Origin of the sequence: Marinomonas sp. 5E14-1 (genome assembly GCF_039939215.1) — a bacterium.
Taxonomy (GTDB): Bacteria; Pseudomonadota; Gammaproteobacteria; order Pseudomonadales; family Marinomonadaceae; genus Marinomonas.
This window is the reverse complement of the sequence record NZ_JBDXMW010000001.1, coordinates 291,250-313,341: the sequence shown is the minus strand read 5'-3', so window position 1 is coordinate 313,341 and position 22,092 is coordinate 291,250. Positions and strand designations below refer to the sequence as shown.

Sequence of the window (22,092 nt, the reverse complement as noted above, 5' to 3'; positions counted from 1 at the left end):
ATTATGAGCCAAAGGGAAGAAATCTAAGTGCATTTACTGGCAGCCAAACCGGGCGGATTTGTAGACGATGAAGGCATTGTCGATTTAGGACAAAGCCCTGCGGATATGGTGATTTTGGCGGCGGCGGATTCTGTGCTTGGCGCGCTTGGAAACGCCTTGGATGCGTTGCATTCAAGAGATGAACTTACCGCAACCTTGCCCAGCGTTCGCCTTGCCAATTGGATGCAATTAGCCAAGCCAGCCGCGTATGACCTTTATGAAGACAAAGTATTAGAAAAAACCAAAGTGGTGGTCGTTTCCCTGTTGGGCGGCGAACATTATTGGCCTTATGGTTTTCAGCGGTTACAGGCTTGGGCGAATGCCAAACCGAATCGCACCTTGATCTTGGTGCCCGGAGATGACACGCCAGATGTTGAGTTGATGAAGGCGTCAACCTGTTCAATGGAAGACGCCCATCGTGTATGGCGATATTTACGAGAAAGCGGACAGGCGAATAACGAACAATGTCTGCGCTTTCTGACACAAACGTTTTTTAATCAAACGTCCTCTCATGAGCCGCTTACTTGGCTTGAGCCAGCGCCTTTGCCCAGTGCATTGATTTATTATCGAGGGAATGGCGAGAATCAAGGTCGCGCGGCCAGTTTGAACGAATGGCGCAGTCATTATGCCTCATCATTAAAGGATCAGCCTGTGGCGCTGGTGGTGTTTTATCGTTCCCATTTACAATCGGGAAATACCGCCATGTTCGATGCGCTGATGAGCATTATGGAACAAGAAGGTTTGGTGCCGTTGGCGATTGCGGTTAGTTCCTTAAAAGACCCTGTGTCGGTGGGCTTGGTGGAAAACCTCGCCGAACAAACTCACGCCAGAGTGATTTTAAACACCACAGGTTTTGCCGCAAATCGAGTGGGCAGCCCAGATCTGGCGTCTGAGCCGACCGACTTTCAATCCGCTTTTGATTCTCCTATTCCTGTTTTACAGCTCATTTTATCTGGCAGCACACAAGAAGATTGGCAAGCACAAACACAAGGTTTACGAAGCCGTGATGTGGCGATGCAAATTGTATTGCCAGAAATGGACGGCCGTATTGTGACTCGCGCGGTGAGCTTCAAAGCCTTAAGTCATTACAATGAAACCGCTCAAGTTGATTTAGTGCGTTATGAATTACACGAAGAGCGAGCGCGTTTTGTGGCGCAATTGGCGAAACGCTATGCGAACCTAGCGAGCAAACCGAACAAAGAAAAACGCATTGCCTTTGTGTTGGCGAATTATCCGACCAAAGATGGACGAATCGGTAATGGTGTGGGTCTTGATACACCTCATTCTACCGTAAATTTATTGTCGGCTTTGCAAGGAGCTGGCTATCCAATTGACCAAATCCCTGAAAACGGCAACGCCCTAATTGAAGCATTATTAGGCGCAGTGACGAACAATCCAAATACACTTCATGAGCGTGGTTGTTGGCAAAGTTTGTCTTTAGAAGACTACTTAACTTACTTTTATCAGTTGCCGCTAGAAAGCCAAAATGCGGTTTGGGATCGTTGGGGGCCGCCAGAAGACGATCACAAATGCCGAGAGCAAAATGGCCAACGACGTATCATGTTGGCAGGCATTCGATTAGGCGAAACCTTTGTTGGTATTCAACCTGCGCGCGGTTTCAATCTCGACTTGGTGGCCAATTATCATGACCCAGATTTGATTCCACCACACAGTTACTTGGCGTTTTATTTTTGGTTACGCCATGTTTATAAAGTGGATGCCTTTGTTCATGTGGGCAAACATGGCAACCTCGAATGGTTACCGGGAAAAGGCACGGCCTTGTCTGATATGTGTTGGCCAGATATTGCCCTTGGGCCAATGCCGAATTTTTACCCTTTTATTGTCAATGATCCCGGTGAAGGCGCGCAGGCGAAACGCCGTACGCAAGCGACCATTATTGATCACCTGATGCCGCCAATGACACGAGCGGAAACCTACGGCGACATGGCGGAATTAGAAAACTTGGTGGACGAATATTACCAAGCTATGGGAATGGATGCTCGACGGGAAACTTGGTTAAAAGAGCAGATTCTTAAAAAAGTCCAAACCAGTCATTTATTAGAAGAACTCACCGACACAGACTCAGAAGACGAAACCTCGGTTTTAGAAGGTTTAGACGCTTATTTGTGTGAGATAAAAGAAGCGCAAATTCGCCATGGTTTGCATCGCCTTGGCGAATTACCAGCAGACGAAAAATTGGCCGACACGCTGGTGGCGTTATTGCGTTTGCCTCGTGGTAGCGATTTGACCAGCCAAGGCATTCTTCATGCTTTGGTGAAGGATCTGGATTTGAACCAAGGGCAAGTCGATGAGGCGCGTTTTGATCCTATGCAAAGCCTTCGTACGCCTTGGCTTGGAAAACAGCCAGAAGTACTTTTATCGGTTACAAATGCTCAATGGCGAACGCATGCAGACACCAAAGAACGCTTGGAATTGCTCGCACAAAATTTGGTGATGACACACCTTATTCGAGGGGAATCTTTGAGCTCGATAGAAGCCTCGTTACCTGAAACAGCGGTGCTTTTAGCTCACAGTAAAAAGACTTTGATGGCGGCATTAGAACAAAGTGCAGACGATGAAATATCAGCACTTATCACAGGCTTATCTGGCGGATTTATTCCTCCTGGGCCAAGCGGTGCGCCAACTCGAGGTCGATTAGACACCTTGCCAACAGGACGCAACTTTTTCTCGGTAGACAATCGCGCCATTCCTTCGCCAGCGGCGTGGGCGATTGGCAAAGAATCCGCAGAAGCCTTGGTTCAACGACATCTTCAAGAGCACGGTGATTACCCAAAAGATCTAGGTTTGTCTGTGTGGGGAACCGCCACCATGCGAACCGGCGGAGACGACATTGCGCAGGCTTTCGCGCTCATGGGTGTTCGTCCTATTTGGGCGCCGGGATCAAATCGCGTGACGGATTTTGAAGTCATGTCGAGTATGCAATTGGGTCGTCCTAGAGTCGATGTGACGCTGCGAGTGTCTGGCTTTTTTCGTGATGCGTTTGCCAATGTGATGCGACTTTATGACGCGGCGGTTCAAGCCATCGCCGAGTATGAAGAGCCGGGCACAAGTAATACCATTCGCGCCAACGTGCAAGCCAGAAAACAAACGTTACTTGATCAAGGCATGGACGAAGAGCTTGCCAATCGCCAAGCGACGTATCGCGTTTTTGGCAGCAAACCGGGCGCTTATGGCGCAGGTTTGCAAGGTTTGATTGACGAGCGTTGTTGGGACACTAAAGCCGACCTCGCTGAAGCCTATGTGAATTGGGGCGGTTACGCTTACGATGGCAATACTTATAACGGCGAGCAAGATGGCGTCGAGGCGAAATCCGCCTTTGTTGAACGCTTATCTCAGCTCGATGCTGTGGTGCAAAACCAAGACAACCGCGAGCACGATATTCTCGACTCAGACGATTATTATCAGTTCCAAGGCGGCATGACGAACGCGGTGACGGAGTTCAGCGGCCAAGCGCCAAGCGTTTATCATAGCGATCATTCTAATCCGAGCTCGCCGAAAATTCGTACCTTAAAAGAAGAGTTGAACCGAGTAGTGCGCTCGCGGGTTTTGAATCCTAAATGGATTGAAGCCATGCAGACCCACGGCTACAAAGGCGCGTTTGAAATGACCGCCACGGTGGATTACCTGTTCGCCTATGACGCCACAACCGATCTGGTTGCCGATTATCAATACGAACAAGTGACCGATCGCTTGTTGCTCGACCCAGAAAACCAAGCTTTTATGCGTGATAATAACCCTCATGCATTGGAAGAAATGGGCGAACGCTTATTGGAAGCAATCCAGCGCGGCATGTGGCAAAATGCCGATGATTATGAAGGCAAAATTCAGTCTCTGTTGCTTGATTTAGATCAGCAGCAGGAGCAAGCAAGATAAACTATCATGAGGGGCTTTAATCCCCAAACGACGAAAACAGCAGGCTTGGGCAGAAGCCAAATAACAAAGAGAGAGACAATGAGTAATACAAAGACAGTCAAAAAGGGCATTATGATTTGTGGTCACGGAAGCCGTGATAAAGATGCGGAGCGCGAGTTTGGTTTAGTGGCAAAAGGCCTAAAAGAACGCTTTCCTGATTTGCCTGTTGAATACGGTTTTCTTGAATTCTCTGCACCCAATATTCACATGGGATTAAACAGTTTGCTTGACCAAGGTGTGGAAGAAATCTACGCCGTTCCGGGCATGCTTTTCGCTGCGACACACGCGAAAAACGACATTCCGTCGGTGCTCACAACCTACGAAGAAAAGAACTCAGGTCTTCAAGTGACTTACGGCCGTGAGCTGGGCTTGCAGGACGACATGATCGACGCTTTCCAAGCGCGTATTTATGAGTCGCTAGGATTGGATCCAGAAAACCCACCTGAGAATTTATACGACACCATGTTAGTTGTGGTTGGCCGCGGAACGTCAGACACATCGGCGAATGCGGAAGCCGCGAAATTGACTCGCATCGTCAATGAAAACATGGGCTTTGGCTGGGCCGATACCGTTTATTCTGGCGTGACTTACCCATCCGTTGGTGTTGGGTTAGAAAAGCTCATGAAGCTAGGTTTTAAGCGCATCGTGGTTGCGCCTTACTTCTTATTCACTGGTCGATTGATCAAGCGTATTCAAGGCTACGTGAACCAAGTCGCCCAAGCGAATCCAGAAATCGAATTTATTAATACGCCTTACCTAAGCGACCACCCGAAAGTCATTGATGCTTTCCAACATCGTGTGGAAGAAATCATGCAAGGCGCACTGGATTCTGGCGAAGAAACCCTGATGAACTCCTTCAAGCGTCGCTTAGCCGCTGGTGAAGTGGACGTTCACCATCATCATGCAGAATACGTTGATCCAGAAGACGACACCCAAGGCGTTGCAGAAACTGACAAAGCTCACGGCCATTCACATGACCATTCTCATAGCCACGACCACGGACATTCCCACGATCACTCTCATAGTCATGATCACTCACATGGCCATTCTCACAGCCATGGGCACGGGCATTCCCACGGAGTGTACAAACACATCGGGCACCCAATGGGGCCAAGAACCATGATAGGCGAAGGCATCTGCTGCTGCTTCATGGGGCAGTTTACGAAAGAAATCTTAGAAGAAGAAAAACACCGTATCGACGGCGATTGCACCAAAACAGCTTTAGCTCACAATAAATAAAAGTGTGATACTGAACTTAAAATGCCCAGCAGAAATGCTGGGCATTTTTATTTGTTCTTGTTCCTTCCCTTTTCTTCAAGGAGAAGGCTAAGGTGGGGTTCTTTACTTACTATCGCCAAACCAAAACTATTCACTCGACACTATCGTTTGACCTTGCTCATCGGCTTTGATTTACCTCACTAAATCAACGTGATGTCCAAATTATCTTGTAGGGCGGTATGAGGAAGAAACGACCGTGATCCGACAAACGGCTTTTATTCTGAACTCGATTTCAGCATTTCGTTATTTGATTTTTGAAGGTTTTTAAGCCATCGATGTGTTCAGATAAATCACCTTTTACTGAGCGTCCCATAGCATCAAGAATAAAGTGTGCTCCTTCGATCCGCGCTAATTTTGCAGCGGGAACAAAATCACTGTCTCCAGAAATCAACACTATTTTATTGGCCAATTTCTTAAGCACGACACTTGCTATGTCAATTCCTAGCTTCATATCTACCCCTTTTTGTTTGGGTCTTAAAGATACGTTATCAGGATTAATTTCTTTGGGGTCTACGTCTCCACGAATTAACTTATTAAAGTGGTGAGTTTTGTCTTTCCTGATAAAACCCCATTCATTATCCGTAAGGCTTAAATGTCCCATTCTGCAAGCAACATAAGGTTGATGGAGGAGTGCCTCATGCAATGTATTTTTATATTGTGTGATATTACTTTTAGAGAAATCAATGAGTTGATTGGTTATTGGATGATGTGCTTTATGAGAGAGAGGAGGGCAGTCGTAGAAATAGATACGATATAATTCTTCGTCATTTTTTCTGTCCACATGCTTTATCCAATAATGCCACATAGCTTTCGCTAATGGTTGTGGTTCAGCAGACATATCGGGGTCTGCAATATTGGTGAAATTTCGGATGAAAAATCCAGCGTCAACAAAGATAGCTACAGTCCTTTGAGCCATTTCTATATCCTTATAATGTAAGAAGCCTCTGGGTCGTCACTTCCCGGATTGTGGGAGGAGTTACCAGAGGCTAAGATGTGAAATAAGTATACCTCTGTCATTTTCAATTGCAATACACTGCATTTAGCCTCGTTTTTGGTGCTCGTTTTGCTCTACATTCAATCTTATTGTCGTAGGTCGAACTTTTGTTCGACGATCACGCTTTGGCTCTGATTTTGTTCTGGAAATCCGAACCACCCCAAGCTACATTAATACCTTAATGGAATGAAAACAAAGTGACTAGCGGATGGTTATCCCTCGCAAAATCCCTTCTTTTTATTCCTAGAAAATAACGCGCATGCTCGTTTAACCAGTTTTTAATTCTGTGGATAGTTTTGTAAAACACTGAAAGTTCAGTTGGTTATAGAGATTTTTAGAGAGTTCTTAAAATGTGTAAACGCGCATGTGCACTATTAAAATGTTATGTTTTTCAAGGAAGTCTGTGGATACATCTACATTAAAGAATTTAGAACAACTTCATTTATTCTTTAGAACTTATAGGAGCCATAATGGAGTTGGATCATGGTTTAGAGGGCAAGCTAATGTGGAATGGAATTTAATTCCTAAAGCTGGTCGAGATGAATATTTCTTACCAAATCATCGAGATTTAGGTAGGTTTTATGACTGGGAGAAACAAGCTATTGCCTATCAAGCTTTACCTAAAAATTTGGTACAAAGTTTAGCATTAGCTCAACATCATGGCCTTGCAACTAGATTACTTGATTGGACACAAAACCCTTTAGTAGCAGCATACTTTGCAGTCTCAACTGAATCTAATTGTGATGGAGCAATTTATATACTTGAACCCCTCGAAACTTTCATTAAAGATGATATTACAAGAGAACAACTAATCGAACTCAATGGTGTTGCGTGTTATTTTCCAAGAGCTATTTCACCAAGGTTACTAAATCAACAAGGCATGTTTACTGTTCATTCACCTGCAAATTCTGAAATAGAAATTACTAAATCTAGGTTAACCTCTGAGCGAACAAATATTATAAAAATCATCATTCCTCGTACTCTTAAAAAAGAGCTTGAAGAAATGATTAGCGATTATGGCATCAATAGTTCTATGATATTTCCCGACCTAGATGGTTTGTCTCAGCATAAGAATAGGCAAACTGAAAGTATGGTCACGAGAAGAAAAACATAGCAAACCATTTAAGGCACTCGCTTCGCTCGCTGGGACGTTAATAATTGCCTCAGTATTAAATTAATAGCTAAAAAAACAACATTCGCCTCAAGGAAAATATTGTGACCATTCGAGTTGCTGAAAAGAATGGCGCGATGAAGATCAGTAAGCTTGTTGCTTTGCTTTTGTATTTTTAGCTAAAAAATCCAGAACATGAATTTAGGAGGTTATAGCTGATGTAAGGTTTTTTAGCTTTTCCGTTTCAGGATTAATCAGCTGATCTTTAGCGACTAACCAAGAAACAGGTTTACTCAGTAAATAGCCTTGCATATGCTGACAACCTAACTCTCGCAAATAAACAAACTGTTCTGCTGTTTCAACACCTTCAGCAACGGTCTCCAGCTGGTAAGAATCTGCAATCGAAAGAATAGCTTGGATAATTCTTCCTGAAGACACACTTTCTGTTTCTAGCAAATCAACAAAGGATTTATCAATTTTTAACCCATTTACTGGGTAATTCACCAACTGATTAAAAGAGATATAGCCCGTACCAAAATCGTCTAAAACAAGCTTCACGCCGAGGGCACGTATACTTTCTAATATATTAATACCCTCTTGTCCGATTTCAACAAAGCTTGTCTCGGTCAACTCCAACTCAATCCATTCAGGCGGTATAGCATATTTTTCTAAAAGATCTCTTAGAGAGCTGATAAATAAGGGGTTATTCAACTCATCGCAAGACATATTGATACAAAATGTCAGTGCTTTATCTGACAAGAACTCGTAGTTATCTTTGATGCCTCTAAAGGTGTTCTCTAACACCCATAAATCCAACTCTCTGATTAAGTTATATTCTTCCGCAATAGGAATGAATATGTGTGGCCCGATACCTTTCATCTCATTGAAATTTGTTCGTAATAGAACCTCAAACGCCACAATTTTTAATGATTCGGCATCATAAATAGGCATGTAATTTAGAAAGAATTTATCTTGTTTTAGAGCTTCCTTAATATACTCTGATACACGCTTTTTATAATAAACATTTTCAGAGAAGGCTTCGTCAAACTCTTGGAAAGAAAGTAAACGGTTATTTTTAACGTGATACATTGCCGCACCGGCATGGGCCAGCAGAGAGTCGAAGTTATTATCGTCATTTGACGACTTTGCAATGCCTAAGCTGATAGAAAATGGGATACTATAAGAGTCAATATTAACTGGCTTTTCAAAATTGAGAGTGATGGCATAAGCCAATGCCAGCATATCTTCTCTTCTCAGATCATCAAAAATGATCACAAATTCATCACCAGAGAAACGAGAAAAATAACTACGATTTTTGTGTTTTTCGAGCTTTACTTCAATCATCCTACTAAAGCAGATCAGCAATTTATCGCCAACATCATGACCGTAAGTATCGTTAATGCCTTTGAAGTCATTGATGTCTATATAGAACATATAAACAGTATGATTTGCAGATATACTACTCAATCTCTCTTGTATACCTCTTCTGTTATAAAGGCCTGTTAGCATGTCGTGTTTTGAGATCTCATTTAGCTTACTGTGCTGTCTAATTAAAAATATGACTCCAACCAATAACCAAGTTGAAAAAATCAGCTTAAGCAAATTACTCTGAGAAATTATTTCCCCTCTTAAAATAACTTTATCAAGGGTGATTTTATAGTCACCACTAACTGGCATGTTGTGACTTAAAAGCTCTAAGTAAAAAATATTTGAAAAGTCAATTTGGCTGTCTTTAAAATCAATGTTGTATTGTTCTATCCACCAATTCTCTACCCTAAATGCATCCAACGGAACAGTTAGAGCACCAGAATATTTTTCAGCAGAAAAGATAATAGTGTTAAATTTCATGGAGACAGGATCTTGCAAAGAAGAGTAATGAGAATGAAAATTTCTGAAAGAGGCTTTGATTTTAGGGTTGGCAAAAGGTCCACTATACAATAGCTCTAAGTCCAGCTCATCATAGTGCCTAATATCAATCCCTCTTCCCAATCCATCTCTTAAATCAACAGACAAGCCACATAAATTAAATCCTTCCGTTGACTCAAGGTGACATTTTAATTCGATATGATCGCTTTTTTTTGTAAGGCTTCCTATAACGCTACTGGTAGATACGGATCTAAATAAGTCTGAACTGCGGTTTTCTAGAAGAGATAAAGAGGTGTCTAAAAAGCCAAAGCGATGTAAAGCTAGCGCAGAAAATGTCAAAAGAACTAGTAAAACAAGAACTTTAAAATTAGCTCTAAAAAACATAAATGTTCCTAGTGAGGGGAGGGTAAAATCTCTTTATTAATAAAGTATTATAGCGCGAATTCAACTTAGAAGTGCAACACTCCTTAAATTAAGCTGTGGTTCGTAGTTTATCGAACACCACCACAGGTTGCTCACCGGAAAATTAAATCTAAGAAAACAATATTCGCCTCAAGGAAAGTTTGTGAATATTCGAGTTTTTGAAAAAATGATTTGGTGAAGCTAAGCTTGTTATCCTCTCTCATTCCCCCTTCCTCTGCCCCTTTTAAAAATCACCACCTTTGGTTTAAATTTGGTTGTTTTGTTATCCTCTCTCATTCCCCCTTCCTCTGCCCCTTTTAAAAATCACCACCTTTGGTTTAAATTTGGTTGTTTTGTTGTGCTGGATTTATTATCTAAATTCAGGCTAAAAATGGAGTGGATATGAAATCGCAAGTAGGTACTTTGGTATTTTTTAGTGGCAAGATGGGAGCTGGGAAGACAACCTATTCTAAGTTAATCACGGAAGAATTAAATGCCATTTTGTTGTCTGAAGATGAATGGTTAGCTTCCTTGTATCCTCAGAAAATCTTGTCTTTGCAGGATTACATTTACTATTCCAATTTACTCAAACCGCAGATGAAAAAGTTGGTGCAGTCTATTCTGTTATCAGGAAAGGATGTGGTGATGGATTTTCCTGCGAATACGCCGAACCAACGAACTTGGTTTAACGAAATTTTCTCTGAAGTTCATGGCCCTCATCGTCTTATCTTCATCGATGTGGCTAATGAGACTTGTTTGGAGCGAATAGAAAAACGACGCCATGAGCAACCTGAACGAGCGGCGACCGATACGGTTGAGATGTTTGAAAAGGTGACAGCATATTTTTCTCCACCTTCGAGAGAAGAAGGGTTTAATATAGAGCGAGTATCATCCTTATGAAAACGAAATTAAGAGATGAAACGTTTTATCTTGTCGGATATGACATAACCTGTTTACAGTAAAGAGGTCTTTAGTTTGCCAAAAGCCAGTAATAGCGATGCTCAACTTATCGAGCAGCTTCATGTTCTTGTATTTCAAAATGCAGAGACTCAAGCATTAATCGAAGACGGCTTTAATCACGCTTTGGCTCAGTTTGATGAGCCAGATTATGCCTTGCCTTATGTTTCCTACAATTTGCCGATTACGCATTTTGAAGCGTCTTTGTCTTCTGAAGAAAAAGGGCGAGTAGGGTTGTGCCGAGTCTTTATTTTGAAGGCGGGTTGCCAAATGCCGAAGGCTGAAATCCATCGTAACAGTATTCAGCGTTTGGTGTCTTATAAAGGCAAGGGAGCGATTCATTCCGCTCAACCAGGCGGAATTGATAAAAGCTTTTCTCCTTGTGCGATTCATAGTCCAGTTGACAGCACGACGCCCTATACAGATTGCTGGGATGTGGTGCCAAAAAATACTTGGCATTTCCCTTGTGCAGGTGAACAAGAAGATTGGTTTACTGTGACTTTTCACAGTGCCAATGAAGCAGACATCATTGATGAACACGCGGAATTCGATTCCTAATGAGTTGTAAAAGTGAATAAAGAAGCGAGCTGGGAAGCGTGTTCTGATTGTCAGGGGCAGGGGAAACGCAGCCGGCGACTCCGTAAAAAAGTGCGTTTGCTTTACCTAAAGCAGCTGGCCGAATATGAAAAGTCGGGTGGTGACGGTGTTGAACCAGTTCGCCCTAAAGGTCACCTTGAGGCTTGTTCAAAATGTGCAGGAACGGGAGTGTTACCTGCGCCAACCCCGCCGTCTTCCAAGAGTGACAACTATCCTCATATTGCCATTATTGGCGGAGGCATTGGTGGCGTGGCTTTGGCTGTAGCCTGCTTATATCGCGGTATTCCTTTTACTCTTTATGAACGAGACAGTGGCTTTGATGCTCGTTCTCAGGGGTATGGGTTGACTTTGCAGCAGGCGACAAGAGCGGTTGAAGGTTTGGGAATTACGTCATTAAAAGACGGTGTTGTGTCCACAAGGCATTTGGTTCATACCCCAGAAGGAAAAGTCGTAGGCGAATGGGGGATGCGTAAATGGATGCAATCCAGTGACACGACAAACTCACGACCTTCAAGGCAAGCGTCGCCAAAACGAACCAATATGCACATTGCTCGTCAGTCTTTGCGCTTGGCCATACTTGGACAGTTGGAAGGTCATGCTAGCGTGCAATGGAATCATCAATTGCTCGATTTTACGGATAACAAAGACGGCGTTGAATTGACGTTTCTTGTTCATGGTAAAAAAAGACAAGCTAAGGCGGATTTAGTGGTCGGAGCAGATGGTATTCGCAGTGTGGTACGTAAACAGTTGATTGGCGAAGAGGTAACGCCTTTGCGTTATTTAGGTTGCATTGTCATCTTAGGGATTTGTCCTTTGAGTGCGCTTGAAGGTGTTGAAAGCGATTTGTTGGATTCAGCGACGGTATTCCAAACTGCCAATGGTAATGAGCGAATCTACATGATGCCGTATTCTGCGGATTCGGTTATGTGGCAGCTGAGTTTTCCTATGTCGGAAGAGGAGGCTAAAACGCTAAGTGAAAAAGGCCCTGAAGCACTCAAAGAAGAAGCCTGTCGAAGAACCCAATGGCATGCTCCTATTCCTCAGATCTTATTCTCAACAAAAGCGGAGCAAGTATCGGGTTACCCCGTTTATGATCGTGAATTACTCACATCGGAACGGTTAGAAAAAGGTAATAACGTTACCTTGATTGGGGACGCTGCGCACCCAATGAGTCCATTCAAAGGGCAAGGCGCGAACCAAGCTTTGTTGGACGCATTAGCCTTGGCAAGAAGCATTACTAAGGGGTGTTGGTCTTTGTCTCAATGGCGAGAAGCCGGTTTGAGAAAAAGCGTCTTAACTGAGTTTGAGGCTGAGATGTTAGAACGAAGTGCTGTGAAAGTAGAGGGTTCAGCTGAGGCTGCTGAATTTCTGCATTCAGACCTCGTATTGCACGAAGGAGACGAACCGAGAGGCCGTTGCTTAAAAAGAGAAAGTGTATAGGAAAGGTGGCACTGAGTTCTTTGTTAGATGGATTCTTTATCCATTATAAAAATAAGTAAGGATACATTTTGAATCAAAAATTTGCGTTTAAGGCAGAACTGCTTCTTATATTGGTGACTATTTTTGCGGCACTTGGTTGGGTGTTTTCAAAAGAGTCCCTTGCCGGAATGCCACCACTATTTTTCATTGCTATGCGTTTTTTAATAGGAGGCAGTGTTTTATTGCTTATCGGGAAGAAGTATTTCCATGGTGTGCAATGGCGTGAAGTATTTCCTGTTATCTTAATTGGCGCGGTTATGGCGATGGCCATGTTATTATGGATTATGGGCCTCAAACAAAGCTCGAATTTAGGTGTTGGGGCATTTATTGCTTGTCTTGGTGTTGTCTTCGTTCCTTTTGTCGGTCGGTTACTGTTTGGTGAACGCCCAACATTAAGTATTTGGCTATCACTACCTATTGCTGTTTTGGGGCTCGCTTTTTTAGCACTCAGCGATGGCTTAGAGTTGGAAATTTCTCATCTGTATTTTTTAGGAACAGCGATTTGTGTCGCTTTTCAGCTTAACCTGTTATCTCGCTTTCTGATGAGTATGCATGCTTTGGTGTTAACGAGTATTCAGCTAACAACAACGGGGGTTTTGCTATTAATTGTGTCTTTATTTGTGGAAGGTACACCGTCGAGTATTAGTATCAATATTGTGGGTTGGCTTTTGTGCAGTGCATTAATTTCCACCAGTTTGAGATACTTATTACAAATGTATGCCATGAGTTTGGCGCCTGTGAGTCATGGTGCGGTGATTTTGAATTTAGAGCCGGTTTGGGCGGCGGTTTTTGCCATGCTTTGGTTTAATGAAATGATGACGATAGGGCAGACGATTGGCTGCTTTTTGGTCTTTATTGCTATGTTAACTAGTCGCTGGCCTCAGGTTAGGTCGATATTTGTCCGTTCAAAACGTAAAGCTTTATAGGCGTTTGTTACTTTGCTCATGAATGTCATTCCATGCCAAATAACAGCCAAGTGAATGTGAGTGTTCCTTGGTTTTTCAAATGTAGAGGCGCCCTGTTTGCGAACCCATCAATAAAGAGCAGAAATATTCATGGATTAGTTTTCTTCTCTTCTAAAATGTCGTCATGGTTTCCTATATAATACGGCCATTCTCGTTTTTGGCTTTTTAAACGACTTTTTAACAGATAAAAGACGACACTCTATGTTTAACGCTTCCTCCACCCGTTTAAATAAATACATCAGTGAAAGCGGTATTTGCTCTCGCCGAGATGCCGATCGCTTTATTGAGCAAGGCAATGTTTTTATCAATGGCAAACGCGCTAAAGTAGGCGATCAAGTCATGGCGGGCGATACGGTTAGAGTGAACGGTCAGTTGATTGAGCCACAAGACGCTGACGATTTTGTGTTTATTGTGTTGAATAAACCGGTTGGGATTGTCAGTACCACAGAAAGTTCTGAGCGAAATAACATTGTTGATTTTGTTAGCCACGGCGTGAGGATTTTCCCTATTGGTCGCTTGGATAAAGATTCCCAAGGTTTGATCTTTTTGACCAATAATGGCGATCTTGTAAACAAGGTGCTGCGTGCGGGTAACAATCACGAAAAAGAATACTTAGTCACAGTGAATAAACCGATCACCGACGACTTTATCCAAGGCTTAGCTGGCGGTGTTCCTATTCTTGGCACCATGACCAAGAAATGCCCAGTAAAAAAAGTGACGGCCAACGTCTTTAATATCACCTTGGTGCAAGGTTTAAACCGTCAGATTCGACGCATGTGTGAACATTTTGGCTACGAAGTCATGAAGCTTGAACGCACACGTATTATGAATGTGAACCTCAAAGGTTTACCTGTTGGCGAATGGCGAGATTTGACTCAGAAAGAACTTGCCGTTTTATTAAAAGCCGTAGAAGACTCTTCGTCAGAAAGTAGCGCACCAGCGAAAAAATCTCGCAATGCGCCACGTAAAAACAACCCATCCAAAAACAACCCATCCAAAAATAATTCCTCTAAAACGTCTGATGAGAGAAAACCTAGAACCCCAAGAGGCAATACGAAGCATCCTAGGCTCGACGATCGAAAACCTTCTGGGTCTTCCAAAGGAAAAGACAAACGTCCATTTGGTGATTCAAAAAAGCCAGCGGGAAATGGCAAGTTTCCTAGCGGCGGTAAGCCAAATGGTGGTAAGTCTTCTGGAAGAGGTAAACCAGCAGGTAAAGGACAGCGTCCACCAAAGGGCAGAAAAGCTTAGGTTTGAGCTAAATTATGTAAATTTTATGAGGGTTTTATTCTGTACTAAGGATATTTGAAGGTATTTAAAAGTCTGGGTTTGTATCGCTATTCTTGGGCTTTTATTATTAGGCTTTGAATCTCAATGAGGAGGTTTTTTATGAAAATGATTAAGTTTTTGGCACGACCTGTATTTTTTGTTGTCTTATCTCTTAGTGTAACTGCTTGTGTATTTATGCCGGGTGGGCCGCATAGTCATGGTGGGAATCATGGTGGCGGTGCAACTGCAGACCATAAATAAGTGAAAAAGGAATGCTTCGGTGTTCCTTTTTTATATTGGGTTGAACGTGTCTTATTTCAGTTTTAAAGGATGTTATGTACACAGATGAAGATTTAAATCGGGCGATTGAGAAACAGGTTTTCTCGCCTGAGTCCGTAGAGGCATTTCGTAACATGGTGTCATCATCTAATGGTTCGCCTGCTGTGGATGAGGAGAACTTTCGTTTGGTCGGTGGTTTCAATGATATTTTTATAGTGATTGCCTGCACCTTATTGCTCTTCTCATCTCTTTGGGTGGTGGGTTCCGTAAGTGACGTTTTAGGCTACTTAGTGTTTGCTGGCTTATCTTGGGGATTGGCGGAAGTCTTCATCTTAAAACGTAAAATGGCATTGCCTGCGATTGTGTTACTGCTGGCGTTTGTCGGTGGTGTATTCGCCTTTTCACAAGCTTTGTTTGGCAGTGTGTTGACGTCAACGCTGGTTATTTCAACGGCGTTATCTACTCTGGCGGCGTATTTACATTGGCGACGCTTTAAGGTGCCTGTCACGATTGCTGTGGGAACAGGAGCCGCTTTAGCTTTGTTGGCTTCTATCATTGTGAGTATTTTTCCAGCAAGTACGGGCATTTTAATGGTGACGGTTTTCTTCTGTGGTTGCATTGCTTTTACATGCGCTATGTATTGGGATTCGTCTGATAGAACCCGCACAACCAGAAAATCTGATGTAGCATTTTGGCTGCATCTTTTATCGGCACCTTTGATTATTCATCCCATCTTTTCAAGCCTTGGTGTATTAGAAGGGAATGACAGCTTTGCTAATATGCTCATGATTGTGTTGTTGTATGTGTTTATGACCTTGGTGTCGATTTCCATTGATCGCCGTGCTTTTATGGTGTCGTCATTGGTGTATGTGATTTACGCGCTGTCGAGCTTGATCGAAGGCTATGGTGGCATTGGTTACAGCTTTGCAGTGACGGGCGTGATGATGGGTGCGTGTTTGCTATTACTGTCTATTTATTGGCAGAAAATGAGGGCAAAACTGGTGCTTGCACTGCCTAATTTTATTCAAGCTTCTGTACCAGAAGTCGTCAAAAAATAAACAATTAGAAATGTTTGAAAATGAAGGACTGAGTATGTTTTTTCAGAAGGGTTTTGGGGTGAGTCGATTAATTTTTATTGCTTTGGTGGTGTTTCTATCGGGCTGCTCTGCGTTGCAAAAAACATTGGATGTGAAAAAGCCAGAAGCTTCCGTGACAGGCGTATCTATTAAAGATTTATCCACTGACGCAGTAACCTTGCTGGTGGATGTAAATGTCGTTAACCCAAACGCTTTTAAGTTGAATACCGCTGGATTTGATCTGGATTTAATGATCAACAAGAGCAAGATTGCAACCATTGCTCAGCCTGATGCGAGCTTGTCTTTACCTGCAAAAGGCAGCAATAACATGACGTTGCCAGTGACTTTAACATTTGATCAAGTGCTCGCTAGCATTAGTGGATTGGGCGATAAAGCCGAAGTCGATTATGGCATTGAAGGAAAGGTCGCGATTAACTTACCTGTTTTAGGCGACATTGATATACCTGTTGATTATGCAGGCGTTTTACCTGTGCCTAAGCAACCAGAAGTAGAAGTGAAAAATTTCAATCTGGATTCAATTGGTCTCAGTGGCGCTCAAGTGAGTGTCGATTTGGAGGTCACCAATCCGAATGTGTTTGACCTTAATCTAAACAACTTGAACTATGCGTTGGCGATAGAAGGCAAGCCAATCGGACAAGGTAATATAAAAGCCATCGACTTACCACAAGGTGAAAAACGCGGAATCACTATTCCTTTGTCTATTGGCATGAGTGACATGGGAATGAGTCTTTATCGTTTGATGACCAGTTCTGATCCAATTAATGTGGATGTGAGTATTGGTGCAGATGTTGATACGAGTGTTGATGGTTGGAAGTCCACGCCGCTGCAATACCAAACTCAACAAACGTTAAATCGTTAAAGAAAGAATATTTGTCATATTCTTATGTTACCTATAGAAGTGGTTGTTTAGCTATGTTTAGAAAGCATGTTGAGAAGGTATGCGTTATTTGTCATTCTATGAAACAGTGACTGCTTGTGAAGAGTGTGATTTGCTGCACCGCATTCCGCCGTTAAAAGGGGGAGAGCGTTTTAAGTGTGAGCGTTGCCAGCATGTTCTGTTGAATGTACATGAACATGCTTATGGGCGAATTTTAGGCACTGCAGGATCGGCACTTCTCATGTTGGCGCTGGCGCTGGTTTTCCCTTTTCTAGGCTTTTCCACCAATGGTGCCGAACGCAGTGTTACCTTGTTTAATGTCGTAACCGTATTGATTCAGCAAGATTATTTGATTTTGAGTGCGATTGTTTGTCTGGCGCTTTTTGTATTTCCTGTCGCGTATTTATTCGCTATTTCCTGTTTAATTTGGTCATTTATACATAACAATATTAATAGCGCCTTAAAGCGTTACTTTACTCGCTGGGTGATTAGTATTCAGCCATGGCTAATGGTGGATGTATTTCTCGTTGGGGCTTTGGTGGCTTTAGTGAAAATGAACAGCCTTGCAGATATTGAACTGGGCTTATCCTTTTGGGCTTTCTGCGGTTATGTGGTTTTGTTGGTCAAAACCATCAGTTTGGTAGATCGACGTTGGTTATGGAATAAAGTCGCAGGACCGGGGCCAGAGCACGCTATCAGTGTTAAAAATGCCACTGCAGTGGAAGAAGGTTTAATAGGCTGTCACTTTTGTGGCGCAACGCAACAACGCCATACCAAGCATTGCAGCCGTTGTGGCCATTCGATTCATAGTCGCCACCCTAATAGCTTGGCAGGCACCATCGCTTTTTTGATTGCCGCTATTATCATGTTTGTTCCGGCGAATGTTTTTCCTATTATGCAGACGACGTTTTTAGGCGGCTCTGAACCATCGACGATCATGGGGGGTGTCTTTTTACTTTGGTCTTTGGGATCTTACCCTGTTGCCTTGGTGATTTTTCTCGCCAGTGTTGTCATACCCCTTGCAAAGATATTTTCACTTAGTTGGTTATGTTGGCAGTCATGCAAGCCGACAGAGCGTGAAACACAGCAGAAAATTAAGTTATATCGAATGACAGAAGTAGTTGGGCGCTGGTCAATGATAGATATTTTTGTCGTTGCCGTTTTGACTGGCTTGGTACAAATGGGGAATTTGATCTCAATTTTACCCGGCCCCGCCGTATTGTCTTTTGCCGCGGTGGTCGTTTTGACCATGTTAGCCGCGATGATGTTTGATCCACGATTATTATGGGACAAAGACAGAGAAGTGAAGTCGTCTTTGTCAGAGGAAGTAGAATGATGGAAGAGCGCAAAAATATCGAAAGCCTGAGACGAGTTCATTTCAACTCTATTTGGCTTGTTCCTATTGTGGCAGTTCTGGTCGCCAGTTGGATGTTGTATCAGAATTGGTCGAGCCAAGGTCCGATTATTACCTTGGTCGCGTCAAACGCAGACGGCTTGGAAGCAGGCCAGACAAAGTTGAAAGCCCGAAATGTCGATGTAGGGCGAGTGATTGATATCCGTTTGAGCGATGATTACGACAACGCCATTATTAAAGTCCGAATGAATCAAGGCACTCAAGGCATGTTGAGGGAAGACGCCAAGTTTTGGGTGGTGAAACCGCGCATCGGGAAAGATGGCGTCAGTGGTTTGGGGACTTTGTTGTCTGGTGCTTATATTGATATGTCACCAGGTGAGCAAGGCCGAGAAAGCGAGGATTTTACTTTATTGAGCCAACCGCCTTTATCAAATAACGAAGAAGGCATTCGTATCTTATTGCACAGTATGGACAGCGCAAAGCTGGATGTTGGAACCTTGGTGCATTTTCGCGGTTATGAAGTGGGTTATGTGGAAGAAGTTGGCTTTGATACCAACACTGGAGCCATTACTTATCGTATTGTTGTTCAGCCTCCTTACGATGCGTTAGTGAATAGCTCAGTGCAGTTTTGGATAACACCAGGCTTGTCTTTTAGAAGTTCTGTGCAAGGGTTTGAAGTGAAGTTGGATTCCTTGGAAACCTTCTTATCTGGTGGTATTTCGTTTGGGTTAGGCAAAGGAAAAACATCTGGGACACAGGTAGAAGATTTAACAGCTTTCACCTTGTTTGCTTCCAAAACGGATGCAGATAATCATTTTTACGAGCAAGCAGCGGAGTATGTCTTCTTGTTCGATTCTAACGTTAGTGGTTTAGCCGTGGGTGCTGATGTCGAGTTCCGAGGAGTAAGAGTGGGAAGCGTATTAGAAGTGCCGTTTAATGGTTTATCCGTTGATGCTCTAGCGTCTCAAGATCGCCCTGTGATTCCTGTACTTGCTCGTATTGAACCACAACGTCTGAACGCTTTTAACGTGCCGGAAGGGCAGTCAGTAGAACAATGGAAAGCCTTACTGGAAGATCGAATCGAAAAAGGGCTGAGAGCAAGACTGGAAATCGGTAACTATTTGAATGCTGCCAAAGTGATTAGCCTTGATTTCATGGATAACCCGCCAGCAGCCGAACTTCAAGAATTAGAAGGGTATCAGGTCTTTCCAACAGGGCCAGATTCCTTGGCTAATCTTGAAAGCAAGGTGTCTAACTTATTGGATAACCTAGCAGAAGTGCCGCTTAAAGACGCGTTTGAGCAGCTTGGGCAAACTATGGGCGAAGCAAATCAAACATTACGCCAACTTCAAGAAATGAGTGAAAGCGTGACCTTATTGCTTGAAAAGTCAGAAACTCAACAATTGCCCTCAGACATTTCTGAGGTGATGGCGGAGCTAAATTTGACTTTAGAAACTTATCAAGCCAATGGACAAATAGGCAGGCCATTAAGAGAAAACATGGTGTCGTTAGGCCGAGCATTGAACGAACTTCAACCTTTGTTGCGTCAATTGAGAGAGAATCCAAGTACCTTGATATTTGACAGTCAGACACGATCGGACATTGAACCGAAAGCAGCGAAATAGAAAAGAGACAAAAATTATGATGATGAAGTGGCGACTTTTTTTAATTCTAATACTTGCAAGCTTGGTAACAGCTTGCGCGAGTACAACACCGCCAAGCAACGAATATTTGTTGATAGATGCCGACATTATGAAGGTGGAAACAAGAGCCACAAAAGATATGTTTGTGCAGATAATGCCTGTTTCCGTGGCCAATTATTTGGCAGGTAATGAAATCGTATTGGTCACTGAAGAAGGCCAAGTACATAGATCAGCGAATAATTTATGGGCGGAAACCTTGTCGCCACAATTGACGCGATTGACTCAACAACGCCTAGAAAAAGCCCTGCCTAATGTGACTTGGTTTGGTGGTCAAAGGTTACCAGCAGAGGCCATTGCGCTTTTGAACATAGAAGTGGATGACTTTTATGTCGATCTAAAAGGTATGGTTCATATTTCTGGGCGTTGGCAGATGATGTCGGCATCAGGCGTGCTGTCTGCCTCTGAAACCTTTTATGTGACAGAGAGCTTAACATCGGACGGTTATGCTTCTATGGTGCAGGCTTTATCAGAGAGTTGGTTTAACGATGTAATAGGCCCAATGGCCAACAGCATTGCGCAGACCTTGAATAAATAGTTTTATCATTGCGTATAATTGAAAATGAATAGATAAAAAATAACCCCGTCACTTTAATAATGACGGGGTTATTTTTTACTTCAACGTAACGTTAGGCGTCCGTTTTTAAAGCGTGAAAGGGCGGTCGCCGTCTTCGTCTTTAATGCGAGTGGGTAAGCCCATGTCGTTTAGCAAACCTAGGAAAGGCTTTGGATCAAGCTGCTCAACATTACGCATTTCTTTTGCATCCCAAGTGCCGTTCGCAACAAGGATAGCCGCGGCAACCGGTGGAACGCCCGCTGTGTAAGAAATGCCTTGGCTGCCTACTTCGTTGTAAGCGTCTTTGTGATCCGCCACGTTGTAGATGAAGACTTCTTTCTCTTTACCATCCTTGATGCCTTTTACCACATCACCGATGCAAGTTTTGCCTGTGTATTCAGGCGCAAGAGAAGAAGGATCAGGAAGTACCGCTTTTACTACTTTAAGTGGAATCACTTCCAAACCTTCTGCTGTAGTAACGGGTTGCTCAGACAACAAACCAAGGTTTTTCAGAATCGTAAATACATTGATGTAATGCTCGCCAAAGCCCATCCAGAAACGCACGTTTGGCACGTCTAAGTTTTGCGACAAAGAATGCACTTCATCATGGCCTGTCATGTAAGCGGTTTGCTTACCGACTACTGGTAAGTCATCTGTTCGGCTGATTTCGAACATCTTGTTTTCTTGCCATGCACGGTTCTGCCAAGAGTAAACGCGACCAGTGAACTCACGGAAATTGATCTCAGGATCAAAATTCGTCGCGAAATATTTGCCATGGCTGCCAGCGTTAATGTCGATGATATCAATGTCGCTCACGCTATCGAAATATTCGTTGTAAGCCAACGCTGCGAAAGCATTGACCACACCCGGATCAAAACCCACACCCAAAATCGCTGTGATGCCATTGTCTTTACAACGATCACGACGCTGCCATTCGTAGTTAGCGTACCAAGGTGGTTGCTCACAGATTTTCTCTGGCTCTTCATGGATGGCTGTATCTAAATACGCTGCGCCTGTTTCGATACACGCTTCAAGAACCGACATATTAATGAAAGCCGAACCCACATTGATGACGATCTCGGATTGTGTGTCTTTGATTAACTGTACCGTTGCGGGAACGTCCAAAGCATTCAGTGCGTAAGCTTTTAGTTCACCAGCCACTTTCATGCTGCCTTTTTCTTTGACGCTAGCAACGATCTCTTCGCACTTATTGACGCTACGTGATGCAATGGCAAGGTTGCCTAACACGTCATTGTTTTGGGCACATTTGTGAGCCACAACGCGCGCGACGCCACCGCCACCAATAATCAATACATTCTTTTTCATAATCGTGTTTCTC

Annotated in this window: 17 protein-coding genes; 14 read left to right on the top strand and 3 right to left on the bottom strand. The window is 43.3% G+C overall.

The genetic code is table 11. The annotated features are described in order from the left end of the window. Nucleotides 1-27 precede the first annotated feature (27 nt). Together cobN and ABFY09_RS01430 are read left to right on the top strand one after the other, a co-directional pair. A complete protein-coding gene (gene cobN / locus ABFY09_RS01435; RefSeq protein WP_347982512.1) occupies nucleotides 28-3,933 on the top strand; it encodes a cobaltochelatase subunit CobN in 3,906 nt (1,301 codons plus the stop codon). Between the two features lie 78 nt (nucleotides 3,934-4,011). Next, complete coding sequence (locus ABFY09_RS01430; protein WP_347982511.1) at nucleotides 4,012-5,211, top strand: sirohydrochlorin chelatase; 1,200 nt, start codon at nucleotides 4,012-4,014, stop codon at nucleotides 5,209-5,211. A gap of 271 nt (nucleotides 5,212-5,482) precedes the next feature. Here ABFY09_RS01430 and ABFY09_RS01425 read toward each other — a convergent pair whose 3' ends face one another. After that, nucleotides 5,483-6,166: an NYN domain-containing protein gene (locus tag ABFY09_RS01425; protein WP_347982510.1), complete on the bottom strand. Its 684-nt coding sequence runs from the start codon at nucleotides 6,164-6,166 to the stop codon at nucleotides 5,483-5,485. 481 nt (nucleotides 6,167-6,647) lie between these two features. Here ABFY09_RS01425 and ABFY09_RS01420 point away from each other — a divergent pair, with 481 nt between their 5' ends. Next, nucleotides 6,648-7,358 carry an FRG domain-containing protein gene (locus ABFY09_RS01420; RefSeq protein ID WP_347982509.1) on the top strand — a complete coding sequence of 237 codons (711 nt, stop codon included), beginning with the start codon at nucleotides 6,648-6,650 and terminating at the stop codon, nucleotides 7,356-7,358. Nucleotides 7,359-7,556: 198 nt separating this feature from the next. Here ABFY09_RS01420 and ABFY09_RS01415 read toward each other — a convergent pair whose 3' ends face one another. After that, nucleotides 7,557-9,605, bottom strand: coding sequence for a bifunctional diguanylate cyclase/phosphodiesterase (locus tag ABFY09_RS01415; protein WP_347982508.1), 2,049 nt, complete (start codon nucleotides 9,603-9,605; stop codon nucleotides 7,557-7,559). A gap of 420 nt (nucleotides 9,606-10,025) precedes the next feature. Here ABFY09_RS01415 and ABFY09_RS01410 point away from each other — a divergent pair, with 420 nt between their 5' ends. From ABFY09_RS01410 to ABFY09_RS01360, 11 genes are all read left to right on the top strand, one after another. Continuing rightward, on the top strand, nucleotides 10,026-10,523 hold the full coding sequence (locus ABFY09_RS01410) for an ATP-binding protein (protein WP_347982507.1): 498 nt from the start codon (nucleotides 10,026-10,028) through the stop codon (nucleotides 10,521-10,523). Nucleotides 10,524-10,598: 75 nt separating this feature from the next. Further along, nucleotides 10,599-11,138, top strand: coding sequence for a hypothetical protein (locus ABFY09_RS01405; protein ID WP_347982506.1), 540 nt, complete (start codon nucleotides 10,599-10,601; stop codon nucleotides 11,136-11,138). A gap of 12 nt (nucleotides 11,139-11,150) precedes the next feature. Continuing rightward, nucleotides 11,151-12,617, top strand: coding sequence for an NAD(P)/FAD-dependent oxidoreductase (locus ABFY09_RS01400; protein ID WP_347982505.1), 1,467 nt, complete (start codon nucleotides 11,151-11,153; stop codon nucleotides 12,615-12,617). Between the two features lie 68 nt (nucleotides 12,618-12,685). After that, nucleotides 12,686-13,582, top strand: coding sequence for a DMT family transporter (locus tag ABFY09_RS01395; protein WP_347982504.1), 897 nt, complete (start codon nucleotides 12,686-12,688; stop codon nucleotides 13,580-13,582). Between the two features lie 240 nt (nucleotides 13,583-13,822). Further along, nucleotides 13,823-14,872, top strand: a complete 1,050-nt coding sequence (gene rluF, locus ABFY09_RS01390) for a 23S rRNA pseudouridine(2604) synthase RluF (RefSeq protein ID WP_347982503.1) — start codon at nucleotides 13,823-13,825, stop codon at nucleotides 14,870-14,872. A gap of 138 nt (nucleotides 14,873-15,010) precedes the next feature. Next, nucleotides 15,011-15,151: a hypothetical protein gene (locus tag ABFY09_RS01385; RefSeq protein WP_347982502.1), complete on the top strand. Its 141-nt coding sequence runs from the start codon at nucleotides 15,011-15,013 to the stop codon at nucleotides 15,149-15,151. Between the two features lie 74 nt (nucleotides 15,152-15,225). After that, a complete protein-coding gene (locus tag ABFY09_RS01380; protein ID WP_347982501.1) occupies nucleotides 15,226-16,227 on the top strand; it encodes a hypothetical protein in 1,002 nt (333 codons plus the stop codon). Between the two features lie 34 nt (nucleotides 16,228-16,261). After that, nucleotides 16,262-17,125 (top strand): LEA type 2 family protein, encoded by an 864-nt coding sequence (locus ABFY09_RS01375; RefSeq protein WP_347982500.1) that lies wholly within the window; start codon nucleotides 16,262-16,264, stop codon nucleotides 17,123-17,125. Nucleotides 17,126-17,204: 79 nt separating this feature from the next. Further along, nucleotides 17,205-18,479, top strand: a complete 1,275-nt coding sequence (locus tag ABFY09_RS01370) for a PqiA/YebS family transporter subunit (RefSeq protein ID WP_347982499.1) — start codon at nucleotides 17,205-17,207, stop codon at nucleotides 18,477-18,479. Next, the gene (pqiB, locus tag ABFY09_RS01365; protein WP_347982498.1) at nucleotides 18,476-20,122 is read left to right on the top strand and encodes an intermembrane transport protein PqiB; all 1,647 of its coding nucleotides are present in this window, start codon (nucleotides 18,476-18,478) and stop codon (nucleotides 20,120-20,122) included. The genes ABFY09_RS01370 and pqiB overlap by 4 nt, the downstream gene beginning before the upstream one ends. Nucleotides 20,123-20,138: 16 nt before the next feature. After that, a complete protein-coding gene (locus ABFY09_RS01360; RefSeq protein WP_347982497.1) occupies nucleotides 20,139-20,735 on the top strand; it encodes an ABC-type transport auxiliary lipoprotein family protein in 597 nt (198 codons plus the stop codon). A gap of 105 nt (nucleotides 20,736-20,840) precedes the next feature. Here the strand turns inward: ABFY09_RS01360 and ABFY09_RS01355 are convergent, their stop codons facing one another. Further along, the gene (locus ABFY09_RS01355) at nucleotides 20,841-22,079 is read right to left on the bottom strand and encodes a saccharopine dehydrogenase family protein (RefSeq protein WP_347982496.1); all 1,239 of its coding nucleotides are present in this window, start codon (nucleotides 22,077-22,079) and stop codon (nucleotides 20,841-20,843) included. Between the last annotated feature and the right edge of the window lie 13 nt (nucleotides 22,080-22,092).

Coding starts and splice junctions, on each gene's coding strand:
- ABFY09_RS01430 (WP_347982511.1), top strand. CDS start 4,012: ATGAGTAATACAAAGACAGTCAAAAAGGGCATTATGATTTGTGGTCAC.
- ABFY09_RS01425 (WP_347982510.1), bottom strand. CDS start 6,166: ATGGCTCAAAGGACTGTAGCTATCTTTGTTGACGCTGGATTTTTCATC.
- ABFY09_RS01415 (WP_347982508.1), bottom strand. CDS start 9,605: ATGTTTTTTAGAGCTAATTTTAAAGTTCTTGTTTTACTAGTTCTTTTG.
- ABFY09_RS01410 (WP_347982507.1), top strand. CDS start 10,026: ATGAAATCGCAAGTAGGTACTTTGGTATTTTTTAGTGGCAAGATGGGA.
- rluF (WP_347982503.1), top strand. CDS start 13,823: ATGTTTAACGCTTCCTCCACCCGTTTAAATAAATACATCAGTGAAAGC.
- ABFY09_RS01385 (WP_347982502.1), top strand. CDS start 15,011: ATGAAAATGATTAAGTTTTTGGCACGACCTGTATTTTTTGTTGTCTTA.
- ABFY09_RS01380 (WP_347982501.1), top strand. CDS start 15,226: ATGTACACAGATGAAGATTTAAATCGGGCGATTGAGAAACAGGTTTTC.
- ABFY09_RS01375 (WP_347982500.1), top strand. CDS start 16,262: ATGTTTTTTCAGAAGGGTTTTGGGGTGAGTCGATTAATTTTTATTGCT.
- ABFY09_RS01370 (WP_347982499.1), top strand. CDS start 17,205: ATGCGTTATTTGTCATTCTATGAAACAGTGACTGCTTGTGAAGAGTGT.
- pqiB (WP_347982498.1), top strand. CDS start 18,476: ATGATGGAAGAGCGCAAAAATATCGAAAGCCTGAGACGAGTTCATTTC.
- ABFY09_RS01360 (WP_347982497.1), top strand. CDS start 20,139: ATGATGATGAAGTGGCGACTTTTTTTAATTCTAATACTTGCAAGCTTG.
- ABFY09_RS01355 (WP_347982496.1), bottom strand. CDS start 22,079: ATGAAAAAGAATGTATTGATTATTGGTGGCGGTGGCGTCGCGCGCGTT.